The organism is Catenuloplanes japonicus (assembly GCF_000717135.1).
GTDB lineage: Bacteria > Actinomycetota > Actinomycetes > Mycobacteriales > Micromonosporaceae > Catenuloplanes > Catenuloplanes japonicus.
Genome location: NZ_JNXY01000032.1, coordinates 37,204 through 52,161, shown reverse-complemented (window position 1 = coordinate 52,161; position 14,958 = coordinate 37,204). Strand labels below are relative to the sequence as shown.

10 protein-coding genes are annotated in these 14,958 nt (G+C 72.4%); 5 read left to right on the top strand and 5 right to left on the bottom strand.

Translation table 11 applies throughout. The features are described from left to right. Positions 1-133: 133 nt before the first annotated feature. Positions 134-856: an alpha/beta fold hydrolase gene (locus tag OP04_RS37190; RefSeq protein WP_051799675.1), complete on the top strand. Its 723-nt coding sequence runs from the start codon at positions 134-136 to the stop codon at positions 854-856. 19 nt (positions 857-875) lie between these two features. Beyond that, positions 876-1,871: an asparaginase gene (locus OP04_RS37185; RefSeq protein WP_232323879.1), complete on the top strand. Its 996-nt coding sequence runs from the start codon at positions 876-878 to the stop codon at positions 1,869-1,871. 187 nt (positions 1,872-2,058) lie between these two features. Here the strand turns inward: OP04_RS37185 and OP04_RS37180 are convergent, their stop codons facing one another. After that, a complete protein-coding gene (locus OP04_RS37180) occupies positions 2,059-4,245 on the bottom strand; it encodes a GMC oxidoreductase (protein WP_063746790.1) in 2,187 nt (728 codons plus the stop codon). 184 nt (positions 4,246-4,429) lie between these two features. Between OP04_RS37180 and OP04_RS37175 the strand changes: the two genes are divergently transcribed. Further along, a complete protein-coding gene (locus OP04_RS37175) occupies positions 4,430-5,386 on the top strand; it encodes an alpha/beta fold hydrolase (protein ID WP_198154114.1) in 957 nt (318 codons plus the stop codon). Between the two features lie 286 nt (positions 5,387-5,672). Here OP04_RS37175 and OP04_RS37170 read toward each other — a convergent pair whose 3' ends face one another. Together OP04_RS37170 and OP04_RS37165 are read right to left on the bottom strand one after the other, a co-directional pair. Continuing rightward, complete coding sequence (locus OP04_RS37170) at positions 5,673-6,170, bottom strand: hypothetical protein (RefSeq protein WP_033344646.1); 498 nt, start codon at positions 6,168-6,170, stop codon at positions 5,673-5,675. 34 nt (positions 6,171-6,204) lie between these two features. After that, positions 6,205-7,158: a hypothetical protein gene (locus OP04_RS37165; RefSeq protein WP_063746795.1), complete on the bottom strand. Its 954-nt coding sequence runs from the start codon at positions 7,156-7,158 to the stop codon at positions 6,205-6,207. Between the two features lie 85 nt (positions 7,159-7,243). On the opposite strand from OP04_RS37165, the gene OP04_RS37160 reads away from it, so the two are divergent. Then, on the top strand, positions 7,244-8,206 hold the full coding sequence (locus OP04_RS37160) for an Lrp/AsnC family transcriptional regulator (protein WP_033344645.1): 963 nt from the start codon (positions 7,244-7,246) through the stop codon (positions 8,204-8,206). 132 nt (positions 8,207-8,338) lie between these two features. On the opposite strand, the gene OP04_RS37155 is transcribed toward OP04_RS37160, so the two are convergent. Both OP04_RS37155 and OP04_RS50515 read right to left on the bottom strand, forming a co-directional pair. Then, positions 8,339-11,299 carry a family 16 glycoside hydrolase gene (locus tag OP04_RS37155; RefSeq protein ID WP_033344644.1) on the bottom strand — a complete coding sequence of 987 codons (2,961 nt, stop codon included), beginning with the start codon at positions 11,297-11,299 and terminating at the stop codon, positions 8,339-8,341. Positions 11,300-11,633: 334 nt separating this feature from the next. After that, entirely contained in the window at positions 11,634-13,034 is a 1,401-nt protein-coding gene (locus OP04_RS50515) for a diguanylate cyclase (protein WP_051799672.1), read from the bottom strand. A 113-nt stretch (positions 13,035-13,147) separates the two neighbouring features. Here OP04_RS50515 and OP04_RS37145 point away from each other — a divergent pair, with 113 nt between their 5' ends. Next, on the top strand, positions 13,148-14,956 hold the full coding sequence (locus tag OP04_RS37145) for a carbohydrate ABC transporter permease (protein ID WP_157240877.1): 1,809 nt from the start codon (positions 13,148-13,150) through the stop codon (positions 14,954-14,956). Positions 14,957-14,958: the final 2 nt, after the last annotated feature.

Sequence of the window (14,958 nt, the reverse complement as noted above, 5' to 3'; positions counted from 1 at the left end):
ATCATTGACCGATACGAAAGGTAGATCCACAAGCGCTGTTGATCTACCTTTCGTATCGGTCAATAATCCGCGCGCCGCGGGTGTGAGCCGGGCGACGAACGGATCGTTCCGTCGAGGGTTACGCCATCGGGGTATGACTGACGTTCTGCTGCTGCACGGCCTCACCTACGACCACCGCACCTGGGGACCGCTGCGTGACGCCCTCCGCGGGGACTGCCGCGTGCTCGCCCCCGACCTGCCCGGTCACGGCGCGGACGGGACGCGCCGCGATTCGTACACCATCGAGGAGATTGTCGGGATCATCCACGACCAGGTGGTGACGGCCGGCCTCGCGGAACCGGTCGTCGTCGGCCACTCGCTCGGCGCGGTGGTCGCCACCGCGTATGCGGGCGCGCACCCGGCCACCGCGGTCCTCAACATCGACCAGCCGCTGCTGCTCGGCCCGTTCGGCGATCTCGTGCGCGCGGCCGAGCCGATCCTGCGGAGCCCGGACTGGCGGCAGTTCTGGGATCGCATGCTGGCCGGCATGGGCATCGACGCGCTGCCGGACGACGCCAGGGTGCTGGTCGAGACCGCGACGACGCCGCGCGCTGACCTGCTGCTCGGCTACTGGAGCGACATCCTGCGCCACACGGACGCGGAGATCGCGGCGCAGCGGACGGCGGAGCTGACGGCCATCACCCGACGCGGCACCGGCTATCACTGGATCACCGGGAGCGAGCCGCCGGCCGCCTACGCGGCGTGGCTGCGTGAGCGTGTCCCGGGCGCCGGCATCACCGTGATCCCGGGTGGTCATTTCCCGCATCTCGCCCACCCGCACGAGGTCGCCCGCATCCTGGCTGATCTGCGGCGCTGACGGCGCTTATGATCTTGCGGTGCCACGACCCCGGGTGATGCTGATCGGTCTGGGCGGGACCATCGCGATGGCCTCGTCCGCCGGGGCCGTCGTGCCCTCGCTCGGCACGGCGCAGCTGCTCACGGCCGTGCCGGGATTGGCCGCCACGCAGGCGGACGTGGAGGTGCTGGACTTCCGGCAGACCGCCAGCGCGTCGCTCGGCTTCGACGACCTGCTCGGGCTGGCCGCGGTGCTGGGCGCGCTGGACGGCGTCGACGGGATCGTGGTCACGCAGGGTACCGACAGCATGGAGGAGACCGCCTACCTGCTGGACCTGGTCTACCGCGGCGACACACCCGTAGTCATGACCGGTGCGATGCGTGCGGCGAGCCTGGCCGGCGCGGACGGTCCGGCGAACCTGCTGGCCGCGGTCCGGACCGCGATCGCACCGGACGCGCGCGGGCGCGGTGTGCTGGTGGTGATGGCGGACGAGATCCACGCGGCGTCCCGGGTCCGCAAGACGCACACCACCGGCGTGGCCGCGTTCCGGTCGCCGGACGGCGGGCCGGTCGGCCAGATCGCCGAGGGTCGCGTGCGGTTCGCCAGCACGCCGCTGACCAGGCCTTTCGTCGTCCTGCCCGCGCTCGATCCGCGCCGGCCGCGGGTGCGGGTCGCGCTGCTGACCATGGCGCTCGGCGACGACGGCACGCTGATCGAGTCGCTGCTGCGCGACGACGCCTGGCACGGTGCCGTGATCGCGGGTTTCGGCGGCGGGCACGTGCCGGCCGGGGTGGTGCCGGTGCTGCGGCGGCTGGCGGCCCGGATGCCGGTGGTGCTGGCGTCCCGGACCGGCGCGGGGCCGGTGCTGACCTCGTCCTACGGCTATCCGGGCGGCGAGGTGGAGCTGCTGGCCGCGGGCCTGATCCCGGCCGGGCTGCTGGACCCGCTGAAGGCCCGCGTGCTGCTGCACCTGCTGCTGTCCGCAGGCCTGTCCGCGGCCGAGATCCCGTCCGCGTTCACGGACGCCACCCCGTGACCGGCCGCGCTGTGGCCGGCGGAGACGGCCCCGGAGCCACAAGGACAACACCCCCAACGGCCATCGAGGGTACGACGAAAGCCTCATCCCCGCGTTCACCCTGCCGATACGGCTGACGTGCCGGATCGGCACCGCACATTCTCCGGGCGTGGGGCGGCCGAGCCCGATCTCCCGCCTCGCGCCCGGTTCACACCCTGCCGTACTCCTCCCACAGCTCGCCCGCGAACAGCCGCCCGAACGTGGTGAGCGCGGCGGCCCGGCGCGGCCCGCTGGTCCGGAACGTGGTCAGCTGCCGCAGGAACGCGGCCCGCCCGATCGTGATCTGCCCGGCGTCGACCGGTTCCCCGCCCGGCGCGGCCAGGATGCGCGTGTGCAGCGTGGTGGTGTCCGCCCACATGTCCGGCCCGGGGTCGTCGCGCACGTCCTTGCGCCCGACCAGGCACCACTCGCCGAACGGCAGCCGGTAGCGCATGTGCCGCACCGGCCCGCCCTCGTCCGGGAACAGCAGGAACACGCCGTCCGTGACCGGGTGCCGGCCGAGGACCGGATGGTCGACCCAGCCGGTGGCGCGCGCCTCGTGGTCCGGGTCCGCGATGAACCGGTCCACGTCGTCGATCGCGATGGTGAGCCGGACCGTGCAGAACCCGGTCATCTCCTCGGTGAACTCCAGCCGGGTCGGCGCGGCGGCCCGGGTGTGGGCGGGCCGGCCCAGCGGCGTGCTCAGCGCGCGGTCGGCGAGCCGGTCCGCGAGCGCGGCGATGGTGAGCGCCGGGTTCGCGCCGACCGGGCCGGGCAGCGCGGCACCGTCCGCCACGTAGAGGCCGGGCAGGCCGAAGACCTCGCCGTACGCGTCGACCACGCCCTCGCCCGGGTGCCGGCCCATCGGCGCGCCGCCGAGCGGGTGCACGGTGATCACCTTGTCGAGGCCGCCGAGCGGGTTGCCGGAGAACTCGCCGCCGAGCGCGTCCGAGATCGCGCGCATGGTGTCCTGGACCTCGTCGAAGTAGCGCGCGGACGAGTCCGTGGTCCAGTCCGCGACGAGCCGGCCGCGGCGCAGGCCGAGCGTGCCGTCCGGCACGTCCCGGCCCATGCCGAGCAGCGGCAGCGACGTCTCGGAGAGCTCACCGGCGCCGAGCAGCGCGCCCAGCTCCGCCGCGATCGCGGTCTTGCTGCCGCCGACCAGCCGGTTCTGTGCGCGGGCCAGCGCGAACATCAGCGCGCGCCGGGTCATGCCCTGCCACTGCGTGGCCTCGATCAGCCAGTCCAGGAAGCCGGGGTAGCCGGCGTCCTCGACGTAGTGGCCGCGCCCGGTGCCGCCGTCGGTGCCGTCCGGCACGCGGACCGCGCTGGTGATCACCGGGCCGTGCGAGCCGCGCAGCGGCCGGGGGCTGCCGTCCGGCATGACCGCACGCAGCAGGAAGCCGAGCAGGTCGCCGTTGCCGCTGAACCGGTTGCCGAGCGCGGTACTGAGGCCGGGGAGCCGGGCGCGGTTGCGCAGCAGCAGCCAGGACGTGCCGAGCGTGCCGGCCGCTAGCACCAGCCGGTCGCAGGTGATCACGCGGGTGCGCCGCCGGGCGACCGTGCGGTCGTCGTGGATCACGTACCGGACCTCGTAACCGCCCTGCGGACGCGCCTCGATCGTGCGGACCTCGTGCCGGGCGCGCAGGTCCGCGCCGCGCTCCCGGGCCGCGGACAGGTAGGTGTGGTCGAGCGAGTTCTTCGCGCCGTCGTTGCAGCCGATGTCGCACTCGCCGCAGAGGCGGCAGGTCAGCCGCGGCACGCCGTGCAGGTTCCCGTAGGCCGGCGTCTCGATCGCCTGTCCCGGTGCGGGCACGGCGCCGGGCCGGGATGCGAAGCTGACCGCGAGCGGCGGCAGGCGCAGGTCCAGGCCGAGCGTGTCCGCCGCGTCCGCCATCGCGCGCGTCTTCGGCGTGCGGTCGTAGGGCTTGCGGTCGAACGGGTACGGCACCGGCGCGATCATCGCCTCGACGCGGTCGTAGTGCGGGTCCAGGTCCGCGCGGGTGACCGGCCAGTGCTCGACGCCGCCGCCGGGCAGCGGCTCGTCGCGGACGAACCACCGCTCGTCCTTGCGCAGCAGCACGTTCGCGTAGATCAGCGAGCCGCCGCCGAGCCCGCTGGACACGATCGCGTCGATGCCGCGGAACGACCACACGTCGAACAGGCCGTGCAGGCCCGCGCTCGGGTCCCACAGGTTGCGGGCCATCTCCGCGGGCGCGCGCGGGAAGTCGCCGGGCGCGTAGGCCTTTCCGCGTTCCATCAGGACGACGCCGAGCCCGGCCTCGGCGAAACGGTAGGCCGCGACCGATCCCCCGAACCCGGAGCCGACCACCAGAACGTCGACATGCTCCTGCATTTCCACGCCTCCCCCGAATGCGTGTCACCACCACAAGTGTCGCCGACAGGCTGATGCACTCGCCGATACGTCTGCTACACGTCTAATCGGCGCCGATCGTTGCATGCCGTCGCTACGCTCCCGATTTATGGCACGGCTCATCACTTTCTGTGCCGATGACGGCACTGAGCTGATATTGACCAACGTGCGCGGCGATCGTGAGCCGACGCGTGGTCCGGTGCTGCTCACGCACGGTTCCGGCGTGAGCAGCGCGATCTTCCACCGGTTCACCGGCCCGCTGGCGGACGCGGGCTGGGACGTCTGGCTGCTCGACTGGCGCGGCAGCACCGCGGTCGCGCCGAACGAGTGGACGCTCGATCAGGTCGCGCGCTACGACCACCCCGCGGCGGTACGCACGGTGCTGGCCGAGACCGGCGCGACCCGGCTCGGCGCCGTGGTGCACTGCCAGGGCTCGACGTCGTTCATGATGGCGCTGGCCGCGGGCCTGCTGCCGGAGGTGGACACCGTGGTCAGCAACGCGGTGTCACTGCATCCGGTGGTGCCGTCCTGGTCCGAGTTCAAGCTGCGGTTCGCGGTGCCGGTGGTGTCACGGCTGCTGACCTATCTGGACCCGCAGTGGGGCCGGGTGCCGCCGCGTGCGCTGACGCCGCGGGTGCTCACGGCGCTGACCCGGGCCGCGCACCGGGAGTGCGACAACACGGTGTGCCGGCTGGTCAGCTTCACCTACGGCAGCGGCGGCCCCGCGCTCTGGCGGCACGAGAACCTGTCGGCGGAGATGCACGACGAGTTCATCGTGCGCGAGTTCGGCGCGGTGCCGCTGAGCTTCTTCCGGCACATCGGCAGGAGCGTGCGGGCCGGTCGTCTCGTGTCCGAGCTGCCCGGACTCCCCCGCGATCATGCCGCGGAGGCGCCGCGGACGGACGCGCGGATCGTGCTGCTGGCCGGCGAGCACAACCGGTGCTTCCTGCCGGACAGCCAGCGCCGCACGTTCGAGTTCCTGGAGCGGCACGCGCCCGGCCGTCACGCGCTGCACATCCTGCCCGGCTACAGCCACCTCGACCCGTTCCTGGGCCGCGACGCGCACCGCGACGTGTTGCCGCTCATCCTCGACGAGCTGGGCGCGGTCCGGCAGACGCCCTGATCCGTGCGGGCTCGACCGGTCACGGCGGCTCGCCGTCGTCGGTCGCGCGCCGGTGGCCGGCGCGGAGGCACGAGCAGCCGGGACGGGCCGAGCCACCGGGCGGGTTCTGATCTTGCCGGCCACGGATCCGGCAGGGAGGAGCGCCGGCGACGACCGGTGCCCGCGGGAGCATGCGGAACTGGACCACTCCGGAAGCGGGAAGATCAAGATCTTGAAAGCTCTTGATCTCGGGGTACGGCGACGCCGCCCGACCGTGCGAGTCGGGCGGCGTCACAGAACGGTCGGATCAGGCGAAGTTGACGTCGATGCCGACGGCCTTGCAGGCGGTGTCGAGGCCGGTGGCGGCCTGCTCCCAGCTCGCGCCGGACGCGGCCTCGATCGGGTCGGGCGCGGCCGCGGCCTTCTTCGCCTCGGCCGCGACACCCTGCGCGGCCTTGGCCACGTCGCTGGTGCCGTTCGCGGCCAGCGGCTCCAGCGCGGAGATCGCGCCGGTCAGCGTGTCGATCAGGTCCTTGTCGCTGATCTCCTGGCCGCTGGTGAACGCGGCCATCATCGTGTCCTTGAGCGCGGTGCCGGCCTTACCGGCGGCCTCGCAGATCTCCTTGTCGCTCGCCGCGGTCGCGGCCGGGGCGGAGGACTCGGCCGGCGCGGCCGTGGTGGCGACCGAGGCGGGCGCGGACGACGGGGTGGCCGCGGCGTCGGTCGCGTCCTCGCCGCCACAGGCGGACAGGGCGAACATGGAGGCCGCGACGATCGCGGACGAGATCAGGCGAATCGTGGTCACGGGCGCGGATGGTAGCGAAGCCCGAACCTCATGATCAAATCAATGCGCGCTGGGCGTCCGCCCGGAGATCGATCAGCCGGACCAGTCCGAGACCGGCCGCGCTCCACACCGCCAGCAGCACGACGCCGAGGACGTATCCGTCGTGGTGGAAGTAGGAGACGCCCTGCAGCGCGCGGATGCCGAGACCGGCCGGGAGCACGTGCGAGAGCGGCGCCAGCCAGCCGGGCAGGTACGGCGAGGGCAGCGTGCCGCCGCCGGTGGCGTTGCCGAGGATCAGCAGCACCAGCGAGGCGAGCATCGTGCCCGCCGGTCCGGCGATCCGCATCAGGAACAACGTGGCCGATCCGACCGCCATCGCGAGCAGCACGGTCACGGACGCGATCACGGCCGGGTTGCCGGGCAGCGCGTTGAAGCCGGTGCGGCCCGCGATCAGCGCGGCCGCGACGCCGGCGGTGACCGCGAACCCGGCCAGGCTCAGCGCCCGCAGGCGCACCGGCAACCGCGGCGCCATCTGGTACGACACGAGCCCGAACAGGAATCCGCCGAGCACCAGCCCGAACCCGGCGTAGAAGATCGACAGTCCACGGGTGTCGCCGGCCGAGGTGGGCAGCACGTCCGTGCGGGTGGCCGCGGCCGGGAACAGTCCCTCCAGCGTGCCGGTGACGCCGGGCCCGTTCGCGCCGGCGTAGAGCAGCTCGCGCTCGCCCGCGAGGTAGGCGCCGTAGACCTCACGGTGGGTGACGGCGTCGCGGGCGGCGGTGGGCGAGTCGTACGGGACCAGCTCGATCAGGCCGGGCGGCAGCTGCTGCTGGAGCTGTGCGGCGGAGCCGACGACGCCGATCGGCATGGCGTGCGGGCGCGGTGCGTGGAACGCGGCCAGGAAGATCAGGATGAAGATGGAGCCGATCACGAGTCCGACGACGGCCGGGATGACGACGCTCTTGGGTTTCGGCGGGGTGCGGATCTCGTCCACCAGGGGTGTCTGCATGCGGATCATGATTTCGGGTCTCGCGGGCTTCTGGCGTCTCCCATCGGCTCATCTGGTGGAATCCGACATCATCTAGTCTCTGGTGATGGATATCGTCACTCTGGACGAGCTGGACCGCGGACTCGTGCAGGCGTTGCAGGCGGACGGACGGGCCTCGTTCGCCCGGATCGGCGAGGTGCTCGGCGCCTCGGACCGGACCGTCGCGCGCCGCTTCGCCCGGCTGCGCGAGGCGCGCGTGCTGCACGTGGTCGGGCTGGTCGAGCCGACCGCGCTGGACGGCGACCGGTGGGTGGTGCGCATGCAGTGCCGGCCCGGCACCGCGCTGCAGGTCGCGGACGCGCTGTCCCGCCGCGACGACACCCGGTGGGTCACGCTGCTGTCCGGCGGCACCGAGATCGGCGCCAGCCTGCAGTCCTGGTCCGTGCGGGAGCGCGACGAGCTGATCCTGCAACGCCTGCACCGCACCGCGTCCGTGGTCTCGGTGAGCGCGCACAGCGTGCTGCACGAGTTCGCGCAGGACGGGCACGCGTTCGAGGTGCCGGGCCCGCTCACGCCGGAGCAGATCGCGTCGCTGGCCCCGGAGCCCGGCGACGGCGAGCCGGTGACGCTCGCGGAGACGGACCGGCCGCTGTTCGACGCGCTGGCCGTGGACGGGCGCGCGCCGTACCCGGTGCTGGCGGCCGCGACCGGCTGGTCCGAGTCCACGGTCGCCCGGCGGTTGCACACGCTGCGCGCCGCCGGCCTGCTGCACCTGGACGTGGACATCGACATCGCGCGCCTCGGCCACCGGGCCGGCGCGCGGCTGTGGGCCTCGGTGGCCCCGGCGGACCTGGCCGCGACCGGGGCGGCCGTCGCCGCCCACCCGGAGGCGTTCTTCGTCGCGGCCACGACCGGCCCGACGAACCTGTTCGTGTCCGTGACCTGCCGCGACAACCAGAGCCTGTTCCGCTATCTGACCGAGCGGCTGGGCGCGCTCCCGGCCGTGCACGCGGTCCAGACCGCGCCGGTCATGCGGATCATCAAGCGGGCCGGCCGGCTGCCGCTCTGATGTCGCACGGCGGCCGCTGCGCAGTGTTGTAACCGCAAGCCCGGCTACGGCAGCCACGTCTCCGCCGCCGGCGCGTTCTCCGTCTGCCAGCGCGAGGCCCCGGCGGTGTCGCCGGGGCCTCGCGTGGACACATCAGCGTGCCGGTTCGATCCAGACGTTGCGGAACTGGACCTTGTTGCCGTGGTCCTGGAGGCGGATGGCACCGGTGGACGGGCCCTCCGCGATGTTGCCGCCGGTGCCGTGCGGGATCTCCAGGTTGTCCTGCACCTTGCGGCCGTTCCAGATCACGGTGATCCGGGCGTTCTCGGTCTTGACGCCGGCCTCGTCGTAGCGGGCCGCCCGGTACGTGATGTCGTACGTCTGCCACGTCTCCGGCGCGGTCGCGGCGTTCACCAGCGGCGGCGCCACCGTGTAGATCGCCCCGGCCTCGTTGTTGTCCAGTGTGGTGTCGCCGAACGAGTCGAGGATCTGCAGCTCGTACCGTTCCTGCTGGTAGACGCCGCTGTTACCGCGGTTCTGGCCGGTGACCTCCGGCGGGAGCAGCGGCACCTTGAACTCGACGTGCAGCTTGTAGTCGCCGAACGCCTCCTTCGTGCGCAGGTCACCACCGGCCACCTCGGTCGCGTTGCCGGCGACCAGCGGCCACTGTGGACGTCGGCCGTCGGTGTGCGCCCAGTTGTCCAGGTTCTTGCCGTCGAAGAGCGTGATCCGCTTGGCGTTCCACTCACGCACGCTGATCAGGTCCAGGTTGACGTGGCCGGTGTCGGTGGCGTCGACGCGGTACTGGACCGCGTTCACGCCCTTCTTCAGCGGCAGCTTCTCCGTCGCGGTCGCCCAGTCGTCCCAGGTGACCGTGGTCGGCAGCGTGACCTGGCGGATCTTGCGGCCGTTGACGTACACGCTGACGGTCTTGGGTCCGCTGAACGGGTCGGGGCCGTTGGAGTAGCGCAGCCCGACCGCGTAGTCCGCGTTCTTGTCGACCTTGACGTGCATGGTGGTGGACGCGTTGAGCTTGCCGAACGCCGCGGTGAAGCCGATGCCGGAGAAGCCGCGGTGGTCCGTCGCCAGCGACGCGCCGCCCTCGCGGTTGCCCTCCTCGGCCTCGTAGAAGACCTGCTGCGACGTGTCGCCGGGCAGCTCGTTCATCGTGTACCAGGCCTCGGTGCTCCACAGCTTCTCGCCGTCGCGGGCCGCGAACGGGCGCGGCGAGCGGAGGTGCACCACGCGGTCGCGGCGCAGGCCGGGCACGGTCAGGCGGACGGTCTTGCGATCCTTGGACACGGTGGCCGCGCTGACCGTGAGCGTCTCGGTGTCGACCTCGGGGCCGCCGTACTGCGCGGTCGGGACGTACCGCCACTGCTCGATCTGGAACTTCTTCGCCAGATCCGTCACGGTCTCGTCGGAGAGCGGCTTCGTGTACTCGATCGCGAAACCGCCCTGCGTGGCCTTGACGGTCTTCATGTCGAAGACGTCCGTGCCGTTCGGCGTCAGCTTCTGCAGGCCGAACCGGAGCTTGCCCTCCTGGCCCCAGTTGCCGTCCGCGCCGAGGCCGCCCACGTAGATGGCGCCGTCCGGCCCGATCGACACCTCGTTGATGCCGGCCTCCAGACCCTGCGTGTGCCGGAAGAGCGCGCCCTGCTCCACGCCGTTGACCGTCTCCAGCGCGGCCCGCTGCAGGCCACCGTAGGTGACATCACCGATCAAGAGCTGGCCACGGTACGTCCCGGACTTCAGCAGCACGGGCGTGCTCGGCGAGTTCGCGATCTGGTTCTGCGGCATCCACAGCACCGGCCGGGTCACCGGCTTGTTGTCGAACGGGCCGTCCGGGTTCGTGTAGTGGTTGAAGAACGCGCCGTCCTCGATCTTGACGAGCTTCGACGACGGCAGCCAGCCACCCTGGTTGTCCGTGACGTAGAGCTTGTCGTCAGGCCCCCAGCCGATCCCGTTCGGCGTGCGCAGGCCGCCCGCGACCGTGGTCACCTTGCCGGTGCGCTTGTTCACCACGATGCTCGTGCCGCGGCCGCCGACCGGCTGCGGGTCCGTGGTCGCGCCGCCCAGGTTGATCGAGACGGACAGGTTGAGATAGAAGTTCCCGTCCTTGTAGAGCAGGCCGAACGCGAACTCGTGGAAGTTCCCGCCGAACGGCCAGGTCGCGACCGTGCGACGGGTGTCGAGCACGTCGTCGCCGTTGGTGTCCTTCAGCTCGGTCAGCTCGTGCTTCTGCGAGACGTAGACGTTGCCGTCGACGAAGGCCACACCCATCGGCTCCTTGAGCCCACCGGCGATCTTCTTGTAGGTGACGCTGCCCGGACCGGTCTGCCCGTTGACGTTGCTGACCAGGTAGACCTCGCCGTCGAGCGTGTCGGAGCCACCCCAGGTGGTGAGCACCATCTTCTTGTCCGGACGCCAGGCGATGCCGCTGACCTGCGGCTCGAAGCCCGGCGGGCGGAGGTCGGTGAGCGTGTAGCCGGGGTTCACGGCGGTGAGCGGCAGGCCGTCCCCCGGGGTGTCCGTGCCCGCGACGCACTCCTTCGTGCCGGGCGCGGTCACCCGGACCACGCCGGCGTCGGTGGTGAGCGCGCTGGTCGGGACCGTCACGAACCCGCTGGTGCCGGGCGGCTGCCAGGCCAGGGTCAGCTGCTGGCCACCGTCGCGCTCGAAGTGCTCGATGCGCAGCGCGTGGGTGCCGGCGGCCAGGTCGGCGGTGCCGTCCTTCGGGTCGGCGCCGTGCAGGCCGTCGTGGTCGATGATCAGCTTGTCGTCGAGGAAGAGCTTCGCACCGTCGTCGCTGATCAGGCGGAAGGCGTAGGTGCCGGCGACCGGCGTGACCAGGGTGGCCAGCGCGTGGGTGACGAAGTTCGTCTCCAGGCCGAAGTCGTCCGCCGTCGACCAGTCGATGGTCGGCATGAGCTTGTCGACGTTGGGGGTCTGGCCCGGCTTGAGTTCGCAGACCTTGCTGAGGGGCGCGCCGATGTCGAAGGTCCGGAGCGTCACCCCCGGCTCCTGCGCGGGCGGATCGATGGCGTGGGCCGGCGACGGCGCGGCGGATACCACGGTGACGGTGAGCAAAGTAGCGGCCAACAGACGTCTCATCTGCGCTCCCGGTTACCAGCATGATTCACGGCTGTGAACATCCTGGGCTACTTCCGTCAGCACGTCTACATCTTTCGATTTATTCTTCCAAAAGTTTTCTCGGAGCGAGCGAAAGTTCGGCGCGGGTGGTAGCGAACGCCCGCGCGGCCGGGTTGGGCGCGGCCTTCCGGGCGCCGCCGCACCCGAAATTTCGGGAAATAACTGCCCGCGCTTTCGCGACGGCCTCGCCCGGACACCGAGGGCTCACGCGACGCCCGGGAGGCGTCGACGGATGCCAGGCAGGCCACCGCGATCGATCAACCGAGGCACCCGATGCCCGAGATGCGGGCGGCGGTCAGGGGGTGGCGGCGGTGAAGAACTCGACGCGGCCGCGTCCGTTCTCCTTGGCGCGGTAGAGGGCCAGGTCGGCGTTGTGGATGAGGTCGCCCGGTTCCTGGGCGGCCTCGCCGAGGGTGGCGATGCCGATGGAGACGCCGACCTCGACGGTGCGGCCGTTCAGGTCGAAGGGTTCGGTGAGGTAGGCGCGGATGCGGTCGGCGACGGCGAACGCGTCGCCCTCGTTGCGCAGGCCGCGGCACAGGACCAGGAACTCGTCGCCGCCGAAGCGGCTCACGAAGTCCTCGGGGCGGGTGGCGGCGATGAGGCGCGCGGCGACCTGCTTGAGCAGCGCGTCGCCGGTGGCGTGGCCGTAGGTGTCGTTGACCGGTTTGAAGCCGTCGAGGTCGAGGAAGAGCGCGGCGACGGTGCCCTCGGTGCGCGTCTGCCGGCGCCGGCGCCACTCGGCGCTGACGGCGTCGGCGCGTTCCATGAACAGGGCGCGGTTGGGCAGGCCGGTGAGGGCGTCGTGGAGGCGGGCGCGGGCCAGGCGGGCGGAGCTCATCAGCGCGGACAGGCCGATGAGCAGGATGACGGTCATGGCGACGGCGAACGCGGCGAACAGCTGCCAGGCGACGCGGCCGGTGGCCTGCACGGGGGCGAGCAGCGTGCGCTGCGGCGTGGTCATCACCACGCGCCAGTCGCTGCCGGGGATGGTCCGGGCGATGAAGTACTCGTCGCCGGCGACGCCGTGCGGGCCGGCGCGCAGGGCGGCGGCCAGGTCGCGGCGGGGCAGCGGGGAGCCGGCCACGGACCTGTCGGTCGCGACGATGACGCGGCCGGCGCCGTCGAGCACGTAGGAGCTGGCGGACGGCACGCGCAGGGAGCCGGCCAGGAGGTCGGCCACGCCGTCGACCGCGATCGGCAGCGCCAGCGTCCGCGGGCCGTCGGGGGCGTCGAAGGGCTGGAAGGCCAGCACGTAGACCACGCCGCTGTCGACGAGCACGTCACCGAACGCGAGTTTTCCGGTCCGGGCGGCAATGCCGAAACCAGGATCTGCGGCGAGGGTACGGGCGGTCGCGCTCGCCGAGGCCGGGTCCGCGGCGAGGAGGCCGCCGTCCGCGCCCAGGATCGCGTACCAGGCCGCGTCCATCGACGTGGTGCCGCGCTGCGCCTCGAGCTGAGCGACCGTGCCGGAGAACTGGGCGACGCTGACCGCGCGGGTCTTCGCGTCGCTGGCCACCAGCAGGCCGCCGATCAGGTCGGCGGAGACGCCGGCGCGTGCGTCCGCGTCCGCGAATACGCGGGCCCGCGCGTCGGAGGTGGTCCGGGACAGGTACAGCCCGGCGCCGGAGACCAGTGCCGCGCTGAGCAGCACGGCGAACCCGATGCTGAGACGGCTCGCCCACAGGGACCTCATGGGATTCCCATCGGCAGCGTCCGCGCGGATCTAAAGCGCCGGCGCGATGAAGTCGAACGCGGCCGGCATGGTGCGTCGTCGCATTTCGGGTACGACGAGGCAGGTTGCGTCCGGTGGCTATCATCGCGGCCGTCGTCACCGAACGTGATCGAGGTGTCCGGATGTCCTACAGCCCGCCGCCCACGCGGACCGCCAACCCGGTCGGTCTGCTGCTGGTGGCGCCCGCGCTGCTGGCGCTGCTGACCTCATATGTCGTGCCGGCCGTGCGGACGCTGTGGAACAGCTTCCAGCGCATCGGGCTGATCGACAGGGCGGAGAACGAGTTCGTCGGGTTCGACAACTACTCCCGGGTCGCCGATCAGGAGTTCTTCGGCGATCTCGGGTACGTGCTGCTGATCGCGGTACTGCCGGTGCTGGCCGCGTGCGTGCTCGCGCCGGTGCTCGCCTGGCTGACCCACCGCGGCGGCACGCCGGCCCGGCGGATCGTCCGGCTGGCGCTGGTGCTGCCGATGGTCGCGGTGACGCCGGTCGGCCTGGCGCTGGCCTGGCACGGCGCGCGCCGCGACCTCACCGGCGAGCCGCTGCAGGCCCAGCTGTACGTGGGCGAGGTCTTCTGGCTGACGCTCATCGGGCTGCTGGTCGGCGCCGGCGTGACCGTCTACCTGGCCGCGCTGCGCCGCAGCGGGGACGGGCGCCGGCCGGTCGGTGCCGTGGTCGCGCTCGGGCTGGCGGCCGGGCTGGCCGTCGTGGCGTACACGATGCAGACCTGGACCTACCCGTTCGCGCTCACCCAGGGCGGCCCGCGCGGCTCCACCGGCACGCCGATGATGTCGCTCTACAACCTGTCGTTCCGGTACGCGGACCTCGGCGCGGGCGCGGCCGCCGGCACCGTGCTGGCGCTACTGCTCGGCGTGCTCGGCCTGGCCGCGGTCGCGGTGCTGGTGCTGGGCCGGGTGCGGGCCGACGTGGTCGCGCCGCAGGCCGGGGCGAGGCCGGTCGGCGTGCCCGCGCTGATCGGCGCGCTGGCGCTGCTGGTGATCGTGCTCGGCGCGGCCGGCTACGGGATCTGGCCCTGGCTGTCCGGCCTGGGCGGCGAGGTTCCGGGCGTGGGCAGCGCGTTCAACGCGCTGGCGCCGCCGCTGGTCACCACCGTGATCGGGGTCGGGCTGGCCGCGCTGGCCGGGTTCGGCATCGGCGCGCTGCGCCCGCTCGGCCGGCACAGCGAATGGCTGCTGTTCGTCTTCGCGCCGTGGCTGTTCGTCGGCAGCGGGCCGTTCAGCGTGGTGACGTTCACGACGATGCAGGACCTCGGCGTGATCGGCACGCCGTTCGCGCTGTTCCCGCCGTCGTACCTGAGCATTCCGTCGCTGGTCGTCTTCACGCTGCTGTTCCGCGGGCTGGCCGAGCGCCGCCCCGGCAGCCCGGCGCGGACGCTGCTGCCCGCGCTGCCGATGGCCGTGGTGGCCGGCGGCATCACCTACCTGGTCCAGACGCAGGACGCGTTCTGGCAGATCCTCGCCGTCTACGAGCCCGGCGAGCTGCCCGCGCCGGCCGCAGCGCTGCAACTGTCCGGTGGCCGGCCGTTCGCGGAGGAGGCGTCCCGGATGCCGCTGCCGGTGGCGGCCGTGGTGCTGTGCGCGCTGATCCTGGGCGCGCTGCAGTGGTTCTACCTCGACCGCCTCTCCGTCCGCACGACGGAGCCGCAGGCCTCGGACCTGGTCCCACCGGCGGCGGACGGCTTCCCGGCGAGCGGCGGCTACCCGGCGGACGGCTTCTCGGCGGGCGGCTATCCCCCGGCGCCGCCGGGCTCGGCCGGGTATCAGCCTGCGCCGCCGAGCCCTGCCGGGTATCAGCCGGGACCAGCCGGATATCCGCCGGCTCCCGGCTACCCGTCCGCACCCGCGGGACCGCCGGCGGGCTGACG

Coding starts and splice junctions, on each gene's coding strand:
- OP04_RS37190 (WP_051799675.1), top strand. CDS start 134: ATGACTGACGTTCTGCTGCTGCACGGCCTCACCTACGACCACCGCACC.
- OP04_RS37180 (WP_063746790.1), bottom strand. CDS start 4,245: ATGCAGGAGCATGTCGACGTTCTGGTGGTCGGCTCCGGGTTCGGGGGA.
- OP04_RS37155 (WP_033344644.1), bottom strand. CDS start 11,299: ATGAGACGTCTGTTGGCCGCTACTTTGCTCACCGTCACCGTGGTATCC.
- OP04_RS50515 (WP_051799672.1), bottom strand. CDS start 13,034: ATGAGGTCCCTGTGGGCGAGCCGTCTCAGCATCGGGTTCGCCGTGCTG.
- OP04_RS37160 (WP_033344645.1), top strand. CDS start 7,244: ATGGATATCGTCACTCTGGACGAGCTGGACCGCGGACTCGTGCAGGCG.
- OP04_RS37165 (WP_063746795.1), bottom strand. CDS start 7,158: ATGCAGACACCCCTGGTGGACGAGATCCGCACCCCGCCGAAACCCAAG.